General features: G+C 65.6%; 19 protein-coding genes. 12 read left to right on the forward strand and 7 right to left on the reverse strand.

Annotated features, from left to right (window positions below; genetic code table 11):
- The first annotated feature begins 1 nt into the window (after position 1).
- Genes EAH75_RS13745 through EAH75_RS13760 form a run of 4 tightly spaced genes read left to right on the forward strand, consistent with a single transcriptional unit; the run spans position 2 to position 3,741 of the window.
- Positions 2-664: a TetR/AcrR family transcriptional regulator gene (locus EAH75_RS13745; protein ID WP_140805833.1), complete on the forward strand. Its 663-nt coding sequence runs from the start codon at positions 2-4 to the stop codon at positions 662-664.
- A gap of 16 nt (positions 665-680) precedes the next feature.
- Positions 681-1,655 carry an HlyD family secretion protein gene (locus EAH75_RS13750; protein WP_140805835.1) on the forward strand — a complete coding sequence of 325 codons (975 nt, stop codon included), beginning with the start codon at positions 681-683 and terminating at the stop codon, positions 1,653-1,655.
- A 35-nt stretch (positions 1,656-1,690) separates the two neighbouring features.
- On the forward strand, positions 1,691-2,635 hold the full coding sequence (locus EAH75_RS13755; RefSeq protein ID WP_140805901.1) for an ABC transporter ATP-binding protein: 945 nt from the start codon (positions 1,691-1,693) through the stop codon (positions 2,633-2,635).
- Complete coding sequence (locus EAH75_RS13760; protein WP_140652375.1) at positions 2,632-3,741, forward strand: ABC transporter permease; 1,110 nt, start codon at positions 2,632-2,634, stop codon at positions 3,739-3,741. Before EAH75_RS13755 ends, EAH75_RS13760 begins: the two co-directional genes overlap by 4 nt.
- A gap of 85 nt (positions 3,742-3,826) precedes the next feature.
- Here the strand turns inward: EAH75_RS13760 and miaB are convergent, their stop codons facing one another.
- Positions 3,827-5,170 (reverse strand): tRNA (N6-isopentenyl adenosine(37)-C2)-methylthiotransferase MiaB, encoded by a 1,344-nt coding sequence (miaB, locus tag EAH75_RS13765; protein WP_140805837.1) that lies wholly within the window; start codon positions 5,168-5,170, stop codon positions 3,827-3,829.
- A gap of 281 nt (positions 5,171-5,451) precedes the next feature.
- On the opposite strand from miaB, the gene EAH75_RS13770 reads away from it, so the two are divergent.
- The gene (locus EAH75_RS13770; protein ID WP_140805839.1) at positions 5,452-6,603 is read left to right on the forward strand and encodes a lytic transglycosylase domain-containing protein; all 1,152 of its coding nucleotides are present in this window, start codon (positions 5,452-5,454) and stop codon (positions 6,601-6,603) included.
- 1 nt (position 6,604) lies between these two features.
- On the opposite strand, the gene EAH75_RS13775 is transcribed toward EAH75_RS13770, so the two are convergent.
- Positions 6,605-7,780: a S1C family serine protease gene (locus EAH75_RS13775; RefSeq protein ID WP_140652381.1), complete on the reverse strand. Its 1,176-nt coding sequence runs from the start codon at positions 7,778-7,780 to the stop codon at positions 6,605-6,607.
- 165 nt (positions 7,781-7,945) lie between these two features.
- On the opposite strand from EAH75_RS13775, the gene petA reads away from it, so the two are divergent.
- The 5 genes from petA to EAH75_RS13800 all read left to right on the forward strand — a co-directional run bounded on the left by petA (position 7,946) and on the right by EAH75_RS13800 (position 11,756).
- Complete coding sequence (gene petA / locus EAH75_RS13780; protein WP_140652383.1) at positions 7,946-8,551, forward strand: ubiquinol-cytochrome c reductase iron-sulfur subunit; 606 nt, start codon at positions 7,946-7,948, stop codon at positions 8,549-8,551.
- The gene (locus tag EAH75_RS13785; RefSeq protein ID WP_140652386.1) at positions 8,551-9,852 is read left to right on the forward strand and encodes a cytochrome b; all 1,302 of its coding nucleotides are present in this window, start codon (positions 8,551-8,553) and stop codon (positions 9,850-9,852) included. Before petA ends, EAH75_RS13785 begins: the two co-directional genes overlap by 1 nt.
- Positions 9,853-9,865: 13 nt before the next feature.
- Entirely contained in the window at positions 9,866-10,606 is a 741-nt protein-coding gene (locus tag EAH75_RS13790; protein ID WP_140652388.1) for a cytochrome c1, read from the forward strand.
- 69 nt (positions 10,607-10,675) lie between these two features.
- Entirely contained in the window at positions 10,676-11,314 is a 639-nt protein-coding gene (locus EAH75_RS13795) for a glutathione S-transferase N-terminal domain-containing protein (protein ID WP_140652390.1), read from the forward strand.
- A complete protein-coding gene (locus tag EAH75_RS13800) occupies positions 11,301-11,756 on the forward strand; it encodes a ClpXP protease specificity-enhancing factor (RefSeq protein WP_241668948.1) in 456 nt (151 codons plus the stop codon). Before EAH75_RS13795 ends, EAH75_RS13800 begins: the two co-directional genes overlap by 14 nt.
- Positions 11,757-11,799: 43 nt before the next feature.
- Here EAH75_RS13800 and EAH75_RS13805 read toward each other — a convergent pair whose 3' ends face one another.
- The 4 genes from EAH75_RS13805 to EAH75_RS13820 all read right to left on the reverse strand — a co-directional run bounded on the left by EAH75_RS13805 (position 11,800) and on the right by EAH75_RS13820 (position 15,832).
- Entirely contained in the window at positions 11,800-12,207 is a 408-nt protein-coding gene (locus EAH75_RS13805; protein ID WP_140652394.1) for a DUF3301 domain-containing protein, read from the reverse strand.
- A 47-nt stretch (positions 12,208-12,254) separates the two neighbouring features.
- A complete protein-coding gene (nadC, locus tag EAH75_RS13810; RefSeq protein ID WP_140652397.1) occupies positions 12,255-13,112 on the reverse strand; it encodes a carboxylating nicotinate-nucleotide diphosphorylase in 858 nt (285 codons plus the stop codon).
- Positions 13,109-15,430, reverse strand: a complete 2,322-nt coding sequence (locus EAH75_RS13815; protein ID WP_140652399.1) for a DUF1631 domain-containing protein — start codon at positions 15,428-15,430, stop codon at positions 13,109-13,111. Before EAH75_RS13815 ends, nadC begins: the two co-directional genes overlap by 4 nt.
- A 132-nt stretch (positions 15,431-15,562) precedes the next feature.
- Positions 15,563-15,832: a Trm112 family protein gene (locus EAH75_RS13820; protein WP_140652401.1), complete on the reverse strand. Its 270-nt coding sequence runs from the start codon at positions 15,830-15,832 to the stop codon at positions 15,563-15,565.
- 66 nt (positions 15,833-15,898) lie between these two features.
- Between EAH75_RS13820 and purE the strand changes: the two genes are divergently transcribed.
- Both purE and EAH75_RS13830 read left to right on the forward strand, forming a co-directional pair.
- A complete protein-coding gene (gene purE / locus EAH75_RS13825) occupies positions 15,899-16,402 on the forward strand; it encodes a 5-(carboxyamino)imidazole ribonucleotide mutase (RefSeq protein ID WP_140652403.1) in 504 nt (167 codons plus the stop codon).
- The gene (locus tag EAH75_RS13830; protein ID WP_140805841.1) at positions 16,399-17,553 is read left to right on the forward strand and encodes a 5-(carboxyamino)imidazole ribonucleotide synthase; all 1,155 of its coding nucleotides are present in this window, start codon (positions 16,399-16,401) and stop codon (positions 17,551-17,553) included. Before purE ends, EAH75_RS13830 begins: the two co-directional genes overlap by 4 nt.
- 65 nt (positions 17,554-17,618) lie before the next feature.
- Here the strand turns inward: EAH75_RS13830 and EAH75_RS13835 are convergent, their stop codons facing one another.
- Entirely contained in the window at positions 17,619-18,197 is a 579-nt protein-coding gene (locus EAH75_RS13835) for a superoxide dismutase (protein WP_140652407.1), read from the reverse strand.
- Positions 18,198-18,208 lie beyond the last annotated feature (11 nt).

The raw sequence follows: 18,208 nt of genomic DNA on the forward strand, positions 1-18,208 counted from the left end.
CATGGCCCGAGCAACCCCACCCCCCAGCCGCACCCGCCGCCGTCGCGCCGGCCGCCCCGGCGCCGACCAGCCCGACCTGCGCGAGCTGCTGCTGGATACGGCGATCGCGCAGTTTGCGCGGCACGGCATCGCCGCCACTTCGCTGCGCGCGATTGCCAGCGCGGCGGCGGTCACCCCGGCGCTGCTGCATTACTACTTCGGCGACAAGTCGCGGCTCACCCAGGCGCTGCTCGACGAACGCCTGCTGCCCGCGCTGGGCGGCCTGCGCGCGCAGCTGGAGCAGGTCGGCGACGATCCGCTGGAGCTGATGGAAGGCTTTGCCCGCGGCATCACCGAAATCGTCACCCGGCATCCGTGGCTACCGTCGCTGTGGGTGCGCGAGGTGCTGAGTGAGGACGGCGTGCTGCGCGAGGCGATGCTGCTGCGGGGTGCCCCGTCGCTGCCGCAGATGCTGGCGCAGCGCTTTGCCGCGGCGCAGGCCGCGGGCCGCCTTAACGTCGATCTCGACCCGCGACTGCTGATGGTTTCGCTGGTCGGCCTGACGATGTTTCCGCTGGCCAGCGCGCCGGTATGGCGCGGCGTATTCGGCGGCGGCGAGCTGGATGCCGGCGCCCTGCTCAAACACACGCTGGCGCTGCTCCGGCGCGGCACGGAACCGGCATGAATCCGGGGAGGCACACATGAAAACCACGGGCATGATCCATCGCCTGGCACCGCTCGTCGCCGGCCTCGGCCTGCTGCTGGGCGCCTGCACGAAGACGCCGCCCGAGGCGCTGGGCACGCTCGAGCACGACCGCATCACGCTGCCGGCGGCGGCGGCCGAACGCATCGTGGCGGTGCAGGTGCGCGAGGGCGAACAGGTGCAGGCAGGGCAGCTGCTGCTGCGGCTCGACCCGGCCCATACCCGGGCGGAGCTCGCCGCCGCCGAGGCGCAGCTGCGCCAGCAACACGAAGTGCTGGCCGAGCTCGAGGCGGGGCCGCGTTTTGAGAACATCGACCAGGCCCGTGCGAATCTGGCAGCGGCGCAGGCGCAGGCGCGCGAAGCGCGGGCCTATTACGCGCGCCTGTTGCCGCTGAAGAGTCAGAGCTACGTGGCCGCGGCGGATCTGGATCGCGCCCGTGCCGCGGCCGGCAATGCCGACGGTCAGGCCGCTGCGGCCGGCGCGGCGCTGGCCGCGCTGGTGCACGGATCGCGTCCACAACAGATCGCGCAGGCACAGGCCGCGGTGGCCGCTGCAGCCGCCCAGGTGCGCGCGCAGACGGTGTTGCTGGACAAGCTGAGCGTGGTGGCGCCGCGTGGCGGCTGGGTCGACAGCATCCCGTACAAGCTCGGCGACCAGGCGCCGGTCGGCTCGCCGCTGGCGATCCTGCTGGCCGGCGACACACCTTACGCACGCATCTACGTGCCGGAGCAGCAGCGCGCCGGCGTGCATGTCGGCGACGCAGTGGACGTCTATGTGGCCGGACGCGCCACGCCGTATGCGGGCAAGGTGCGCATGCTGCGCAGTGAGCCCGCGTTCACGCCGTACTACGCGCTGATCGGCGAGGACGCGGCGCGTTTGAGCTATCTCGCCGAGATCGCGCTCGGTGCGGATGCTGACGCGTTGCCCGCGGGGCTGCCGGTGCGCGTCGAATTTGCTGGGGCTGCGAAGTGAGCACGTCGATCGCAGGCGATGCCGACCGCCTGGCGATTCGCGCACGCGGCCTGACCCGGCGTTTCGGCGAACTGGTGGCGGTGGATCACGTCGACCTCGACGTGCCGGCCCGGCGCGTCTACGGTTTTCTCGGCCCCAACGGATCGGGCAAGTCGACCACCATCCGCATGCTGTGCGGCCTGCTCACGCCCAGCGACGGCCAGATCGAGGTGCTGGGGCTGCAGATCCCCGCGCAGGCCGATGCCTTGCGTCCGCACATCGGCTACATGACGCAGCGGTTCTCGTTGTTCGAAGACCTTACCGTGCGCGAGAACCTGGAGTTTCTGGCGGCCATCCAGGGCGTGCCGAAGTCGCGCACGAAACGGCGCATCGACGAGCTGGTCGATCAATACCATTTCGCCGACCGGCAGAAGCAGCTGGCCGGCACCTTGAGCGGCGGCCAGAAGCAGCGGCTTGCGCTGGCCGGCGCGGTGATCCACGAGCCGGAGCTGCTGTTTCTGGACGAGCCGACCAGCGCGGTGGATCCGGAATCGCGCCGTGACTTCTGGGAGAAGCTGTTCGAACTGGCCGACCTCGGCACCACGCTGCTGGTCTCCACGCATCTGATGGACGAGGCCGAGCGCTGCCATCGGCTGGCGATCCTCGATCGCGGCCGGCTGGTGGCCGACGGCACCCCGGGCGAACTCACCGCCGCGCTGGCGGGACGCACCTTCCTCATCGACACCGCCGATCCGCGCCGCGCCCAGCGCACGCTGGTCGATGTGCCCGGCGTGCTCGGCGTGGCCCAGGTCGGCACCAGCCTGCGCGTGCTGGCTGGCGACGATAAGGGCATGATCCAACGCATGGACGAGGCGCTTGCCGCCGCCGGACAGCACGCCGGCGTGGCGCCGGCCGCAGCGAACCTGGAGGATGTCTTTGTCGCTGCCACGCGCGGCGGCGTGACGGGGGCGGGCGATCGCGAACGGGAGCACGCGGCATGAGCTGGCGCCGGCTGTGGGCCATCGTGCTCAAGGAGCTGCGCCAGCTTCGCCGCGACCGCGTGACACTGGCGATGATCATCGGCATCCCGATCATCCAGCTGGTGTTGTTCGGCTACGCGATCAACTTCACCTTGCGCGGGCTCAACGCCGGCATCGCCGACCAGGCCGGTACCGCCGGTTCGCGCGCGCTGGTGATGGACATGCTTTCCAGCGGCGTGATCGCGCCGGTCGCGGTGGCGAACACGCCCGCGGCGCTGATGGAAATGATCCGGCGCGGGCAGATCAGCGTGGGCGTGGTGATCCCGCCTGATTTCGAACGCCGCCGCATCGACGGTCGCGAAGTGGCGCAGATCCTGGTGGACGGCAGTGACACTGCGGTACAGAGCGCCGCGGCGCAGCTGGCGCAGACGCCGATCGACAGCGCCCGGCCGAGCCTGCGCGCACCGCTCGCCAGCACGCCGGCGCCGGCGCCGATCAGCGTAGTGAGTTTCTACAATCCGCAGCGGCTGTCCACGGTCAACATCGTGCCGGGCCTGATCGGCGTGATCCTCACCATGACGATGGTGCTGTTCACCGGCATCGCGGTGGTGCGCGAGCGCGAGCGCGGCAACATGGAGCTGCTGATCGCCACGCCGCTGACCAGCACCGAACTGATGATCGGCAAGGTGCTGCCGTACATCGCGATCGGCCTGGTGCAGGCCAGCGTGATCCTGGCGCTGGGCATCTGGCTGTTCCACGTGCCGATCCGCGGCAGCGTGCTGGACGTCTATCTGGCGACGTGCCTGCTGATCCTGGCCAGCCTCGCGCTGGGTCTGCTTATCTCGACGCGGGCGCAGTCGCAGTTCCAGGCGATGCAGATGACGTTCTTCGTGTTCCTGCCCTCGATCCTGCTGTCCGGCTTCATGTTTCCGTTTGCCGGCATGCCGAAGTTCGCGCAGTGGTTTGCCGAGATCCTGCCGCTGACCCATTTCCTGCGGCTGATCCGCGGCGTGATGCTGCGCGGCGCCAGCCTGTGGGAGCTGTGGGGCGAGGTGCTGGCGCTGGCGGTGTTCACGCTGGTGATGATGACCGCGGCGATCCTGCGTTTCCGCAAGCGGCTGGATTGAGCGGTGCAGGGCGCCCCCTCCCCAGCTCTCCTTGCGAGCAGAGGAGGTACCCTGCCACGGACAGAACGGTCGCGGCGTGCGGGAGTCAGGCTGCGGCTTCTTCGCTCAGCTGCACTCGCCCGCGCAGCGAATTGGCCATCGCGTCGGTGATCAGCACGTCGACGAACTGGCCGATCATGCGCGGGTGCCCGGCGAAGTTCACGTAGCGCATATTCTCGGTACGGCCCATCAGCTCGCTGGGGTCGCGGGTGCTGGGCTTTTCCACCAGCACGCGCTGCACGCTGCCGACCATCCCCTCGCTGATTTTTTTCGCGTTGGCGTTGATCGCCGCCTGCAGCCGCATCAGGCGCGCGTGTTTTTCCGTCGCCGGGGTGTCGTCGGCGAGGTTCGCCGCCGGCGTGCCGGGACGCGAGGAGAAGATGAAGGAGAAGCTCTGGTCGAAGCCGATGTCGTCGATCAGCTTCATGGTCTTCTCGAAATCCGCCTCGGTCTCGCCGGGGAAGCCGACGATGAAGTCGGACGACACACAGATGTCCGGGCGCACCGCGCGCAGTTTGCGGATCTTCTGCTTGAACTCGATCGCGGTGTAGCCGCGCTTCATCGCGCTGAGGATGCGGTCGGAGCCAGCCTGCACCGGCAGATGCAGGTAGTTGGCCAGCTGCGGCACGTTGGCGTAGGCCTCGATCAGCGAGTCGGAGAACTCCAGCGGATGCGAGGTGGTGAAGCGGATGCGGCCGATGCCGTCGATCTGCGCGATCGCGTGGATCAGCACGGCGAGATCCGCGATGCCGCCGTCGTGGGTCGGGCCGCGATAGGCGTTGACGTTCTGGCCGAGCAGGTTCACTTCACGCACGCCCTGGGCAGCGAGCTTGGCGACTTCGACGATCACGTCGTCGAACGGACGGCTGAGCTCCTCGCCCCGGGTGTACGGCACCACGCAGTAGCTGCAGTATTTGGAGCAGCCTTCCATGATCGACACAAACGCGGTGGGGCCTTCGGCGCGCGGCTCGGGCAGGCGGTCGAACTTCTCGATCTCGGGGAAGCTGATGTCCACCTGCGGCAGGCCGCTGGCGCGCTGTTTCTCGATCAGCTCCGGCAGGCGGTGCAGCGTCTGCGGGCCGAACACCAGGTCGACGTAGGGGGCGCGCTTGACGATCGCCGCGCCTTCCTGCGAGGCCACGCAGCCGCCCACGCCGATCAGCACCGGCCTGCCGTCCTGCTTGTGCTGCTTCCAGCGGCCGAGCTGACTGAACACCTTCTCCTGCGCCTTTTCGCGGATCGAGCAGGTGTTGATCAGGATCACGTCCGCCTCGGATTCGTCCAAGGTCAGCTCCATGCCGTGCGACGCCTTCAGCACGTCGGCCATCTTGGCCGAGTCGTACTCGTTCATCTGGCAGCCGTGGGTCTTGATGAAGAGTTTGCCGGTCATGGCGTGGATACCGTGGTTCGTGGAGCAGGAGGTGCGATCCGCTGAACCGCGCAGTTTACCCGCGTGACGGCGTACTCGCCAGTAATTCGACATGACAGATCAAGCACTTGCGCTGGCCGGGAGGCCTTTCACGGGAAGGCACTGCCCGCCTGCCTTTGCCAGCACCACGGCGGCGGATCGAAGAGCCGGTGGGCAATCTCCGCCCTACATTAGCGTTTGGTAGCTCACGAAATGGCCCGCACACACTTGGCGCGGGCGGCGCATGGCGGCACACTGCCACCATGTTCGACGTCGCACGTCATGGGGGAAGCGTCGATCCTGCCGGGAGCTTCCCATTACGCTCGATCCTGTCCTGGGTCGCGCTGGGCTGTGCGCTGCTGTGGTGGCCAACCGCCCACGCAGGCACGATGTATCAATGCACCGGTTCCAGCGGCGAAGCCGTGTTCAGCAGCAGCAAGGCGGGGTATCACGGCTGTAAGGCGATCAGCACCTATGCAGCACCGGTCCCACGCCGGCTGGCGCTGCCGCCACCGTCGGTATCGCTGACCGGAGTGACGGGCTCGGTCGTGACCACGGCGCACAATCTCGCGGCAGGTGGTGTCGAGCCGACTTCACTGATCGGCGTGCGCGGCATGGTGGAAACCAGCGCGCAGCGGATCGGACAGACGCAGATGCAGAGGGTGTCGCTGGCCGCCATCGAGGGCTCGGTCGAGACTAGTGCCAAACATCCTCTGGGGGCTGTTGCCACCGCGGGCACTCCAGGCCGGTGGAACTATCACGAGTCGCCTGATGCGGTGCCGCTGGCTGCGCCGGTGGCAGTCGCTTCCGCCGACCGCGTGCTGCGTGGCGCGGTTTACCGCATCGTGCGCCAGGATGGCAGCGTGGAGTACACCAACCTGCGGCCGGCCGGGCAACAGGGTCACGCCGTGACCATGCTCTTCAGCTACATCGCCACCTGCGCCGCGTGCAACCTGCACTCGACCATCCGCTGGGGCAGCGTGTCGCTCAACCTCACCGCGTATGCGGACACGATCCGCGCGGCCAGCATCGAGTACGGCGTCGACGAGGCGTTCCTGCGCGCGATCATCCATGCCGAGAGTGCGTTCAATCCGCGCGCCTTATCGCTCAAGGGAGCGCAGGGTCTGATGCAGTTGATGCCGGGCACGGCCAATGACATGGGCGTGCTGGATGCGTTCAATTCCGATCAGAACATTCGCGGCGGCGCGCGTTACCTGGGCCTGTTGTTGCACAATTTCGATGGCAATGAACGGCTGGCCGCCGCCGCCTACAACGCCGGCCCCGGCGCGGTGCAGCGCTACAAGGGCGTACCTCCCTACGCCGAAACCATGGTTTACGTGGAGCGGGTGGATACCCTGCGCAAGCGCTATGGTGCCGCGATCCATCCGCCGCTGGCGTCGCGCGGGCCGGGCTGACTCAGTTGTCCAGCGCCGCGTTGGCGTTCATCAATGGCCGTTGCGCCAGGGTGATCTCGAGGTGGAACGGGCTGCCGTTGCGCAGGCCGGAGATTTGCACCTTGCTGCCGGGTTTGAGCGCGGCTTCGCGCCGACGCAGGTCGGCCGGATCGCGGATGTCGTCGGTGCCGATGCGCAGCAGAATGTCGCGGGGTTGGATGCCGGCCTGGGCTGCAGGGCTGCCCGGATAGACCGTGGTCACCTGGGCACCGCGCGCCGCCGCCGGCAGGCCGCTGTCGGCGGCTACCGGGACGAACGCATAGTCGGCGCCGATCCAGCCGCGCACCACGTGGCCGGTGGCGATGATCTGATCCAGTACTTTTTTGGCCGTGGTCACCGGAATGGCAAAGCCGATGCCTTCGGCGCCGACAGCCTTGCCGATCAGCAGCGTGTTGATGCCGACCAGTTGTCCCTCGGCATTGACCAGCGCACCACCGGAGTTGCCGAGGTTGATGGCTGCGTCGGTCTGAATGAAGTCCTCGGCGCTGGAGCTGTTCAACTGGCGACCGATCGCGCTGACGATACCCATCGTCACGGTCTGGTTGAGCCCCAGCGGATTGCCGATCGCCAGCACCACATCGCCGGGGCGCAGCTGCTGGTCGGCTATCTGGATCACCGGCAGGTTGCTGGCGTCGATCTTCAACACCGCCAGATCGGATTCCTCGTCCGCCCCGACCAGGGTGGCCTTGGCGATGCGACCGTCGTAGAGCAGCACCTGGATGTCGGCGGCGTGGGCGATCACGTGGTTGTTGGTGAGCACATAGCCCTGATCCTGCGCACTGACGATCACGCCGGAGCCGAGCGTCTGCTCGCGGTGCTGATAGGTGGTGGGCTGGCCACCGAAAAGCTGCTGCAGCACCGGGTTGTCGTACATGCGCACGGCCTGCTCGGTGACGATCTTGTTGGCATAGATGTTCACCACCGAGGGCGCGGCGGCGGCTACCGCGTCCGCATAGGAGACCGGTCCGCTGCCCACATGGTTTTGACTGACCTGTGTCGCCGGGGGCGTGGTCAGGCCGAAGCGTGCGCGCAGGCGCTCGCCGCTGCCGGGCCAGAACAGGCCCACGACAAACGCCATGGCCAACCCGAGGACGGCAAATCGTGCGATGAAGAGGAGCGTGCCGGCGGCATGTTTCATGTCGAAAGGAGAGAGTCCCGGCGAGTCGTGGCGAATGTTGCGGTGAAAGGGCTTCGCCCGGATCCGGTTTATTGTACGAGGCAAGGCCTGACGCTACACTAACGCGATTTTTGCGGGGTCCCAAACCCCACCATAGACATGACATTGCAAGTACCGGAGAGCCTGATGGCGAACGAAGTCGTCGATCACGGCCGCCGCCGTTTCCTGACAGCAACCACAGCGGTGGTTGGTGGCATAGGAATCGTGTCGGCAGCTGTGCCCTTCATCAAGTCGTGGGAACCCAGCGCGCGCGCCAAGGCCGCTGGCGCTCCGGTTACCCAGTCGTTGGCCAAGATCGAGGCGGGGCAGATGCTGACCGTGTCATGGCGCAGCCTGCCGGTATTCGTGCTCAATCGCACCCCGGCGCAGCTGGCCACGCTGCCGATGGTGGATTCGCGCCTGGTGGACCCCAAGTCCAACGGCGCCTCCTCCGACCAGCAGCCGAAGTACGCGCAGAACGAGGGCCGCTCGATCAAGCCGGAATGGCTGGTGATTGTCGGCATCTGCACGCACCTGGGCTGCGTGCCGGACTTCGTGCCGGAGATCAAGCCCGAGCCGTTCGATCCGAACTGGAAAGGCGGTTTCTACTGCCCCTGCCACAAGTCGCGCTATGACCTGGCCGGCCGCGTGTTCAGCGGTGTTCCGGCACCGAAGAACCTGCAGGTGCCGCCGTATCACTTCATCGACGACAGCACCATCCAGATTGGCGTGGATCCGAAGGAGGCTGGCTAATGGCCAACGTATTCACGAGCATCGGTGACTGGGTCAACGAGCGTGCGCCGAACATGATGCCTGCGTACCGCAAGCACATGACCGAGTACTACGCGCCGAAGAACTTCAACCTCTGGTACTACTTCGGTTCGCTGGCGCTGCTGGTGCTGGTCAACCAGATCGTCACCGGCATCTTCCTTACCATGAACTTCAACCCGAGTGCGGCGGGAGCCTTCAACTCGGTCGAATACATCATGCGTGACGTGGAGTGGGGCTGGCTGATCCGCTACATGCACTCCACCGGTGCCTCGCTGTTCTTCGTGGTGGTTTTCCTGCACATGTTCCGCGGCATCATGTACGGCTCGTACAAGAAGCCGCGCGAACTGGTGTGGCTGCTCGGCATGCTGATTTTCCTGGCGCTGATGGCCGAGGCATTCATGGGTTACGTGCTGCCATGGGGCAACATGTCGTTCTGGGGCGCCAAGGTGATCATCTCGCTGTTCGGCACGATCCCCTACATCGGCGGCACGCTGGTGGAGTGGATCATGGGCGACTTCCTGCCGGCCGATGCCACGCTCAACCGCTTCTTCGCGCTGCACGTGATCGCGTTGCCGATCGTGCTGCTGTTGCTGGTGGTGCTGCACATCGCCGCGCTGCACGAAGTGGGCTCGAACAACCCCGACGGCGTGGAGATCAAGAAGGGCCCGAAGGGCAATCGCTGGGATGCGAGCAAGCCGGCCGACGGCATCCCGTTCCACCCGTACTACACGGTCAAGGATCTGGTCGGCGTGGGCTTCTTCCTGCTGATTGCCGCCTTCATCATCTTCTTTGCGCCGACCTTCGGTGGCTGGTTCCTGGAGCACGACAACTTCATCCCGGCCAACAACCTGGCTACGCCGTCGCACATCAAGCCGGTTTGGTACTTCACCCCGTTCTACGCGATCGTGCGCATGATCCCGTCCTTCCTCGGCTCGGCCGTATGGGGCGTGATCGCGATGTTCGGCTCGATCGGCGTGCTGTTCGCCATGCCCTGGCTGGATCGCGGCAAGGTCAAGTCGATCCGCTATCGCGGCACCGGCTTCAAGGTGGCGCTGGGCCTGTTCGTGCTGTCGTTCTTCATGCTCGGTGCGGTCGGCGCGGGCATCACCGCCGAGGTGATGCCGGTATGGTTCGGCGACATCGACGTGACGTTCTGGGAGAACCTGTTCGGCCGCGTGATGACCGCGGTCTACTTCGGCTTCTTCGCATTCCTTTGGGCTTACACATACTTCGGCTGGGAAAAGACCAAGCCGGTTCCGGAACGGGTGACGACGCATGACTAAGCGGCAGCTGCTAATGAAGCGATACATCTTCCCGGTGGCGTTGGCGTTCAGTCTGATCGTCGGCAGTGTGTCGGTGCAGGCGTCGGAGGAGGGCGGCCTGCCTGCGGCCGGTACCAACGTGCAGGATCAGGCTTCGCTGCAACGCGGCGCCAAGCTGTTCTTCAATTACTGCGTTGGCTGCCATTCGCTGAAGTACATGCGCTATGAGCGAATCGCCACGGACCTGGGCCTGTCCGAACAGGAAGTGATGCAGAACCTCAATTTCACCGGCGCTAAGTTCGGTGAAACCGTGGTTTCGCAGATGCCGGCGGAGTCGGCCACCAAGTGGTTCGGCAAGGCCCCGCCGGACCTGTCGCTGGAAGTGCGGGCGAAGGGTGCGGACTGGGTTTACGGCTATCTCAATTCGTTCTATCTGGACCCGAGCCGCCCGGTGGGCTGGAACAACACGGTGTTCCCGAATGCGTCGATGCCGTTCCCGTTGTGGGAACTGCAGGGGCTGCAGACCGCCGAGATGAAGCCGGTCAAGGCCGGTGCGGATCCGGTGGTGGAGAAGCTGGTGCTGTCGCAGCCGGGCAAACTGACCCCGGCGCAGTTCCAGCAGGCTACCCGTGACCTGACCAGCTTCCTGGAATACGCCTCCGAGCCGGCCGCCCTGGAGCGGCACCACTACGGCATCTGGGTGCTGCTGTTCCTGGCGTTCTTCACCTTGCTGGCAGCCATGCTCAAGAAGGAATACTGGAAAGACGTCCACTGATCCGGGTGGCATCATCCGATTGCGGCGGCCATGAGCCGCCGCAATCGTCTCACCGATGGGGAATCGCGCATGGTCCAAAGCGCTCGCTCGCGTACCGTATTGACGCTCTACACCACGGCCGATGACATCCAGTGTCATCGCGCGCGGCTGGTGCTGGCCGCCAAGGGGGTCAGCTACGAACGGGTACTGGTGGATCCGGCGAAACCACCGGAAGACCTGATCGACCTCAACCCCTATGCCAGTACGCCGACCCTGGTCGACCGCGACCTGACCCTGTTCGATACCTCGGTAGTCTGCGAATACCTGGACGAGCGCTATCCGCACCCACCGCTGATGCCGATCGATCCGCAATCGCGCGCGCGCCTGCGGGTGGCTGCGGTGCGCATCGAGAAGGACTGGCTGACCGAGGTGGACATCATTCGGGCCGGTGGTCGCCCGGCGGATGCTGCGCGCAAACGTCTGCGCGAGCAGATGCTGTCCACGGTGCCGCTGTTCAAGGCGTCGAAATTCTTCCTCAATCCCGAGATGAGCTTGGCCGATTGTCTGGTGGCGCCGGTGATCTGGCGGTTACCGTGGCTAGGCGTGGAGCTGGGGCGCGAGGGCAAGCCGGTCATCGACTACGGTGAGCGTTTGTTTCACAGTCAGGGTTTTGCGCGCAGCATGACCGATCAGGAAAAGGCGATGCGGCAACTCCATGAGCAAGAATGAAACAGTACCCATGACCTCCAATCGCCCCTACCTGTTGCGGGCGATCTATGACTGGATCAGCGACAACAACCTGACCCCGTACGTGCTGGTCGACGCCGGTTTCGCCGGCGTTCGTGTACCGCCGCAGGTAGTCAAGAATGGCCAGGTGGTGCTCAACCTGGCGATGCGCGCGGTGGCGAATCTGGATCTGGGCAATGAATGGATCAGCTTTCAGGCGCGTTTTTCCGGCGTCAGCCAGACCATCCAGATTCCAGTGCTGGCGGTGCTGGCGCTGTACGCCCAGGAAAACGGCCAGGGCATGATGTTTCCGGCGGATGAAGAGGGTGGTGATACTCCGCCGCCATCCGCGCCCGAACCTGACGATGCGTCGCCGGCCCCCGATGCCGACGTAGGTGGCGCCAAGCCCAAGCGCGGCGCGCCGCATTTGCGGGTGGTCAAGTAGGCACAATGGCTGTGGGTCGCCGGGTTTCCGGAAAACCGGATGCTCAGTGCAGCCGGTTGTTCGTGCGTGGATGCAGCGGCACGACATTGCTCGGTGGCGTTGGCAATGCCGTTCTGGCGATTGCTTCTTCATGCGCCAGCAGCTCGATCGTCGGCAGGCTCAGGCTGCTGAGCGTATTGCCAATCATCCACAGCCGCCCCGGCTCGCGGTCGTGGCCATCAATGCTCACCTCGAAGCCGTAGCAGCGTTCGATCATGCGCAGGCCATTGACGCCCCGACGCAGGCGCACGCTGCGAAGTCCCACGGTTTCGTCCAGCAACTGCAGGCCGTGCTGCTGGCATTGTCGCCGCGCCTCCTGCACTGCCCGCTCGCGCGCCACGCTCAGCTTCAGCCATAGCCCGACGATACTTCCCAGGGCCAGCAACAGCAGAAGATTGGAAAGATCGCTCATGCCTGCAGTGTGTGGGCGCGACCGGCCGCGTGCAAGCTGGGCGCCGCTCAGGTCAGCTGCAAACGCAGCGACAGATCTACGGCCCGCACGTGCTTGGTCAATGCGCCGACCGAAATGAAGTCGACGCCGGTGCGCGCAAACTCGCCGATCGTCTGCAGGTCGACGTTGCCGGATACTTCCAGCGGTGCGCGACCGGCGGTGCGGTTCACCGCCTCGGCCATCCGGGCCAGATCGAAGTTGTCCAGCATGATCCGGTCCGCACCTGCGTCAAGCGCCTGCGCCAGCTCATCGAGATTTTCCACCTCGACCTCGAGCAGCAGATCCGGATACAGCTGGCGCGCAGCCAGAACTGCGGCGGCGATGCTGCCGGCGGCGATGATGTGGTTTTCCTTGATAAGGATCGCGTCGTACAGACCCATGCGGTGGTTGTGTCCACCGCCGCACCGCACCGCGTATTTTTGGGCGATGCGCAGGCCCGGGATGGTCTTGCGGGTATCCAGGATACGCACGCTGGTGCCGGCGACGGCAGCGACGTAGGCGGCGGTTACCGTAGCGGTTGCGGAGAGCAGCTGCAGGAAGTTCAGCGCCGAGCGTTCAGCCGTGACCAGCGAACGGGCATGTCCGGACAGGCGGCAGATCACGGCGCCAGCCTCGACCGACTGGCCATCACGGGCCTGCCAGTCGATCTGCACGGCAGGATCGAGCTGGCGGAAGCAGGCGTCGAACCACGGTGTGCCCGCAATCACTGCCGCATCGCGGCAGGTCAGGACGGCGTGGGCCAGGGCGTCGCCAGGCAGGAGCCCCGCCGTGGCGTCGCCCTGGCCCAGATCCTCGGCAAGGGCGCGTGCGACATCGACGGCGATCTGTGCAGCATCCGGTACTGCAAGCGATGACGTGTGACTCATTCGGAATCTGTACCCGCGGCCGGCGTCGTATCCGGCTGGCTCAGCTTGCCGACGATGGCACTCATCGCACGGTCGAACAGCGCGTTGGCGGCGAGCACGCGAGCCTGGCCGCCGGCGAGCAGCACAGCCAGTTCCTGTGGCGGGTAGTCGGCCACTTTCAGGCCACGTCGATTGACGAACAGGTAGCGACCGCTCATCGGGCTGATCCAGGACAGCTTGGCGCGGGTCATAGCTTCGTCGGCGAAGCAGAACTCCAGCCAGGTGCCCGGTTGCAGCGCCTGCACCTGATGCCATTCGGGACTGTCCAGCGGTACCTCGACGGTTTCCTCCTGAGCGTCGACATTTGCGGCCGGTGCGGCATCGTGGTCGATGATCGGCTGGATGCTGTCGGGGATCGCCAGCATGGCAGCGTCCTCCTCGATGGTGACGACCTCGGTTGCGTCCAGCGTCTCGCCGAGCTGCTGCCGGTAGTAGGTGTGCAGCTGACTGAGCAGGCGTTCGATGTCCTGTTCCTGGAACGCCACATTGGTCAGACCCTGCCGCAATGCGCGCTCGACACCAGGCAGCATCTGCCGCAGCGCCTGGCGGCTTTCCGGGTTCGCGGCCGGCCGAGTGCTGGCGATGAAATCGTCGACGAAGCGCAGTGCGCTCTTGAATTCGGGCGAGGTTTCGCCCTGGCGCAGCAAGGTCAGCACCAGGTGATTGGCCCAGGCCCGCGCGAGGATGCCATGCACCAGCGGCGGCAGTTTCTGCTCGCCGATGCGATCGAGGATTTCACGTGCGGCGCGGCGGCGCGCCTGTTCGAGTTTCTCGCGGCCGCGGGTGGACTCGGCAACGCGCTGTTCGGCCAGTTCGGAGCGCCGCTTGTTGACGTCCTGAAACTGCTGTAGGTCGACCAGCAGGCGCTCGAAGATGCCCATGTCGTCGTCGAAGTCGTGCAGCAGCTGATCGACGATCGATTTCACTTTCTCGTGCAGTCGGCGGTCACGATCGGACTCTTCCGACCAACCCTTGGCCTGCTCGGCCAGGCAATCCAGCAGCCGGCGCGCCGGATGCTGGCGGTGGGCGAACAGCTTGCGATCGAGAATCGCCGCCTTGAGATAGGGAATCTGCAGCCGCGCCAGCATCACCTGCATCGCGGCAGGCAGGTTACGGTCTTCCAGGATGAATTCGAACAGCATGCCGACCAGGTCGATGGTGTCCTCATCGATGGTGGCGACATGGCTGGGCCGCTCGCCGCGCAATGCGCCGATCTGGGTCAGCAGTTGGCTCTTCAGCTGCAACACTTCACGGCTGAGTTCGGCGGCATCGCCCGGCTGTGCGTAGGGCAATGGGCCGGCGCTGGCGATCTGGCTCTGCAGCACGCTGAGTGCGCCAAGCAACTCGTTCGCCGAAGGCAGCGGCCCGCTCATCACGTGCATGCCGGCGATGCTGCCACTGCCCATGTTGCCGCCAACAACGGGGCCGCGGCGCGCGCTGAACAGTGCATGCAACGTCTGCAGCAGGTCGCTGGGAATATCGCCGACTTCGTCTGCCATCGCGGTGGCCGCACCGGCTTGCTGGCCGTCGCCACCGTGGGTGGCGGCACCGGCAGCCTTCGCGTTGCCGCCACGCACCACTTCGTGGCGCATTTGCGGGAGCACGCCGGCGCGCACCAGCTCAGTGTTGATTTCCTGATAGAGCTCTTCCAGCGAAGACAGCACGTAGCGATCGAACAGCTTGTAGATGATCAGCTTGACGCGCATGTCCGCGCTGAGTTCATGCAGCGCTTGGCGAAATGCCTGTGCCAGGATCGCCGGTGCCACCGGATTGCTGGTGTCATCAATCTTGTGGCCGCCACAGATCACCGACAGCCGCTGATTGACGGCGAACAGATCGCGCGACAGCCGCGATTCGTTCTTGCCGATCATGCTGGTGATCGCCAGCGATTCCTCCAGCTCGTTGTCCGCCACCAGCGACAGCTCGACCGTGCCCGACGACATCGCTGCGGTGGTGGCCTGGGATTGTTGCGCTGGGCGGGTCAGTTCGCCGAGATCGCGGCTGATCGTGCCAAGGAAACTGCGCTCCACCGCGGGACGGCGTTTGCGCACCTCGCGCATGCCATCGAAATAATGCATCTGGGCGGCGTTGTTCTCTGCCTTTTCGGCGAGGTCGAACAGCGCGTCGTCGACATGTTCGAAGGCATTGCCGACCCATTGCTGCAGACGCTTGCCGGCGATGCTTCGGACCGCGTTCAGCAATTCACCGACGCGCTCACTGGCAGGATCCAGGCGCTGGCTCAAATTGACGACTCTGGATGGATCACTGGCTTCGTTCATCGCCAAACCCCTGAAAACATTTGCTACACGCAACTGAGCCCGAACGGGCCGTGCAGATGTCGACGATAAGCTAAAGCGGGTGCCCGTGTCATTCCTAGGGTGGCGGGGCCGTCCTGGCGGCCAACGAATGCGTCAGGCTGCCGGAAAGTCCGTCAGCTGCAGCGTACCGATACCTTCCTCCGGGAGCATTACCGGGATGCCATCCTCGACCCGATAGATCACCTTGCGATCGATGGTGATCAAAGCCTCGGCGATTCGCTCGCGCACTGCGACGCCAGCGACGGAATCGACCGTGCCGGCAGCGATCGCGTCGTTCAGGGCATCGAGCTCGCGCTTGCTCAGCGGACGCACCGGCGTTTTACTGACCGGGCAGCACAGGATGTCGAGTAGACGCTTGTCCATGATGGGTTTGCGGGTGTGCCGAGGCTGGGAAAGCCCGTACAATAGCCGTTTTTGGACGACCGGGCCATGACAGGAACAACCAAGCCGCCGCGCGTTGGCGTCGTGATGGGTTCGCGTTCGGACTGGGAAACCATGCAGCACGCAGCCAATGTGCTGACCGAGCTGGGAGTGGCGCACGAGGTGCGGGTGGTTTCCGCGCACCGCACCCCGGATCTGCTGTTCAGTTACGCCGAACAGGCGCCGGTGCGCGGTATCCAGGTGATCATCGCCGGTGCCGGCGGCGCCGCCCATCTGCCCGGCATGCTGGCGGCGAAAACCCGCCTGCCGGTGCTAGGCGTGCCGGTGCAATCGAAGGCACTGAACGGGATGGATTCACTGCTGTCGATCGCGCAGATGCCCGCCGGCATCCCGGTCGGCACCCTGGCGATTGGCCGTGCCGGCGCGGTGAACGCCGGCCTGCTGGCCGCGGCAGTGCTGGCGCTGCACGATCCGGCACTGGCCACGGCGCTGGACAATTGGCGCACGCGACAGACCCAGGCCGTGCTCGATCAGCCGGACCCGCGTCAATGAGCGAACGGCGGCAGCCCGTGCTGGGCGTTCTCGGTGGCGGCCAGCTGGCGCGCATGCTGGCTTTGGCAGCGGCGCCACTGGGTGTGAATACGCTGGTGGTGGACAGTTCCGCCGACGCCTGTGCGGGACAGGTCGCGCCACTGGTGGTGGCCGACTGGACCGACTACGCCGCGCTGGAAGCGTTTGCCGCCCGGGTCGACGTGGTCACCTTCGATTTCGAGAATGTGCCGGCGGAGACCGCCCATTGGCTGGCCGAGCGGGTCGCGGTATTTCCCGCGCCGCAGGCGTTGGCGGTGGCGCAGGACCGGCTGGCCGAGAAGACCCTGTTCCGCGAGTGCGGCCTGCCCACTCCGAACTTCATGACGGTGGACACCCGCGAGCAACTGGACCTGGCGTTGGTCGCGGTCGGCGCGCCGGCGATCCTGAAGACGCGCCGGCTCGGTTATGACGGCAAGGGCCAGTTCCGGCTGCGCGAACCGGCCGATGCCGATGCGGCATGGGCCGCGCTCGGCGCGCAGGCGTCGAAACATGGCTTGATCCTGGAAGCGTTCGTGCCGTTCGAGCGCGAGCTGTCAGTGATCGCCGTGCGCGGCCGCGACGGCGATTTCCGCATTTGGCCGCTGACCCGCAACTGGCATGTGGACGGCGTGCTGTCGATGAGCTTGGCGCCGGCGCCTGATATCGAATTGCTGCAACGGCGTGCTGCCGAACTGGCCCGCACACTGGCCGAACGACTGGGCTACGTGGGCGTGTTTGCGCTGGAACTGTTCGTCAGGGACGGCGAGCTGCTCGGCAACGAGATGGCGCCCCGGGTGCACAACTCCGGCCACTGGACCATCGAGGGCGCGCACACCAGTCAGTTCGAGAACCACGTTCGTGCCGTACTCGGCTTGCCCCTGGGCGATACTGGCGCGCGCGGCATATCTTCGATGTTCAACTGGATCGGTGATCTGCCTGACGCGTCTCCGATACTGCAAACGGTCGATGCGCATTGGCACGACTACGGCAAGCAGGCCCGTCCAGGCCGCAAGGTAGGTCACACCACGGTGTGCGCGCCGGATGCGGGCCAACTGGCCACGCGGCTTGCCGGGATTGCCGCGGCGCTCGGGCGCGAGACGCAGGTCGAGCCGGTGTTGCAGGTGCTGGACTGAGTCAGGCACGGACCCCGCCGCAAAAAACGGAGCCACATGGGCTCCGTTTTTGTTTCAGTAGTGAATCAGGCCAGGTTGCTGGCCGCAAATTCCCAGTTCACCAGATTCCAGAACGCTTCCACGTACTTCGGACGGGCGTTGCGGTAGTCGATGTAATACGCGTGTTCCCACACGTCGGTGGTGAACAGCGGCTTGTCGCTGCCGGTGATCGGGGTGGCCGCGTTGGACGTGTTGACGATGCCAAGCGAACCGTCCGGGCGCTGCACCAGCCAGGTCCAGCCCGAACCGAAGTTGCCGGCAGCGGATTTGCTGAACTCGTCCTTGAACTTGTCGAACGAGCCGAACGCCTTGCTGATCGCGTCGGCCAGCTTGCCGGTCGGTTCCCCACCGCCCTTGGGGCTCATCGAGTTCCAGTAGAACGTGTGGTTCCAGATCTGCGCAGCATTGTTGAACACGCCGCCGGAGGACTTTTTGATGATGTCTTCCAGCGCAGCGCCGGCGAACTCGGTGCCTTCGATCAGCTTGTTGAGATTGGTCACGTAGGCCTGATGGTGCTTGCCGTAGTGGAACTCCAGCGTTTCCGCGGAAATATGCGGCTCAAGTGCGTTCTTTTCGTACGGAAGCGGGGGAAGTTCGATCGCCATGATGAGGCTCC

Source organism: Rhodanobacter glycinis (assembly GCF_006438785.1).
GTDB classification, from domain to species: Bacteria; Pseudomonadota; Gammaproteobacteria; order Xanthomonadales; family Rhodanobacteraceae; genus Rhodanobacter; species Rhodanobacter glycinis_A.

Excerpts from the sequence above, each read along its gene's own strand:
- purE (WP_140652403.1), top strand. The coding sequence starts at position 15,899 with ATGACAGGAACAACCAAGCCGCCGCGCGTTGGCGTCGTGATGGGTTCG.
- miaB (WP_140805837.1), bottom strand. The coding sequence starts at position 5,170 with ATGACCGGCAAACTCTTCATCAAGACCCACGGCTGCCAGATGAACGAG.
- nadC (WP_140652397.1), bottom strand. The coding sequence starts at position 13,112 with ATGAGTCACACGTCATCGCTTGCAGTACCGGATGCTGCACAGATCGCC.
- EAH75_RS13770 (WP_140805839.1), top strand. The coding sequence starts at position 5,452 with ATGTTCGACGTCGCACGTCATGGGGGAAGCGTCGATCCTGCCGGGAGC.
- EAH75_RS13795 (WP_140652390.1), top strand. The coding sequence starts at position 10,676 with ATGGTCCAAAGCGCTCGCTCGCGTACCGTATTGACGCTCTACACCACG.
- EAH75_RS13820 (WP_140652401.1), bottom strand. The coding sequence starts at position 15,832 with ATGGACAAGCGTCTACTCGACATCCTGTGCTGCCCGGTCAGTAAAACG.
- EAH75_RS13805 (WP_140652394.1), bottom strand. The coding sequence starts at position 12,207 with ATGAGCGATCTTTCCAATCTTCTGCTGTTGCTGGCCCTGGGAAGTATC.
- EAH75_RS13790 (WP_140652388.1), top strand. The coding sequence starts at position 9,866 with ATGAAGCGATACATCTTCCCGGTGGCGTTGGCGTTCAGTCTGATCGTC.
- EAH75_RS13800 (WP_241668948.1), top strand. The coding sequence starts at position 11,301 with ATGAGCAAGAATGAAACAGTACCCATGACCTCCAATCGCCCCTACCTG.
- EAH75_RS13785 (WP_140652386.1), top strand. The coding sequence starts at position 8,551 with ATGGCCAACGTATTCACGAGCATCGGTGACTGGGTCAACGAGCGTGCG.
- petA (WP_140652383.1), top strand. The coding sequence starts at position 7,946 with ATGGCGAACGAAGTCGTCGATCACGGCCGCCGCCGTTTCCTGACAGCA.
- EAH75_RS13775 (WP_140652381.1), bottom strand. The coding sequence starts at position 7,780 with ATGAAACATGCCGCCGGCACGCTCCTCTTCATCGCACGATTTGCCGTC.
- EAH75_RS13835 (WP_140652407.1), bottom strand. The coding sequence starts at position 18,197 with ATGGCGATCGAACTTCCCCCGCTTCCGTACGAAAAGAACGCACTTGAG.
- EAH75_RS13745 (WP_140805833.1), top strand. The coding sequence starts at position 2 with ATGGCCCGAGCAACCCCACCCCCCAGCCGCACCCGCCGCCGTCGCGCC.
- EAH75_RS13815 (WP_140652399.1), bottom strand. The coding sequence starts at position 15,430 with ATGAACGAAGCCAGTGATCCATCCAGAGTCGTCAATTTGAGCCAGCGC.
- EAH75_RS13760 (WP_140652375.1), top strand. The coding sequence starts at position 2,632 with ATGAGCTGGCGCCGGCTGTGGGCCATCGTGCTCAAGGAGCTGCGCCAG.
- EAH75_RS13750 (WP_140805835.1), top strand. The coding sequence starts at position 681 with ATGAAAACCACGGGCATGATCCATCGCCTGGCACCGCTCGTCGCCGGC.
- EAH75_RS13830 (WP_140805841.1), top strand. The coding sequence starts at position 16,399 with ATGAGCGAACGGCGGCAGCCCGTGCTGGGCGTTCTCGGTGGCGGCCAG.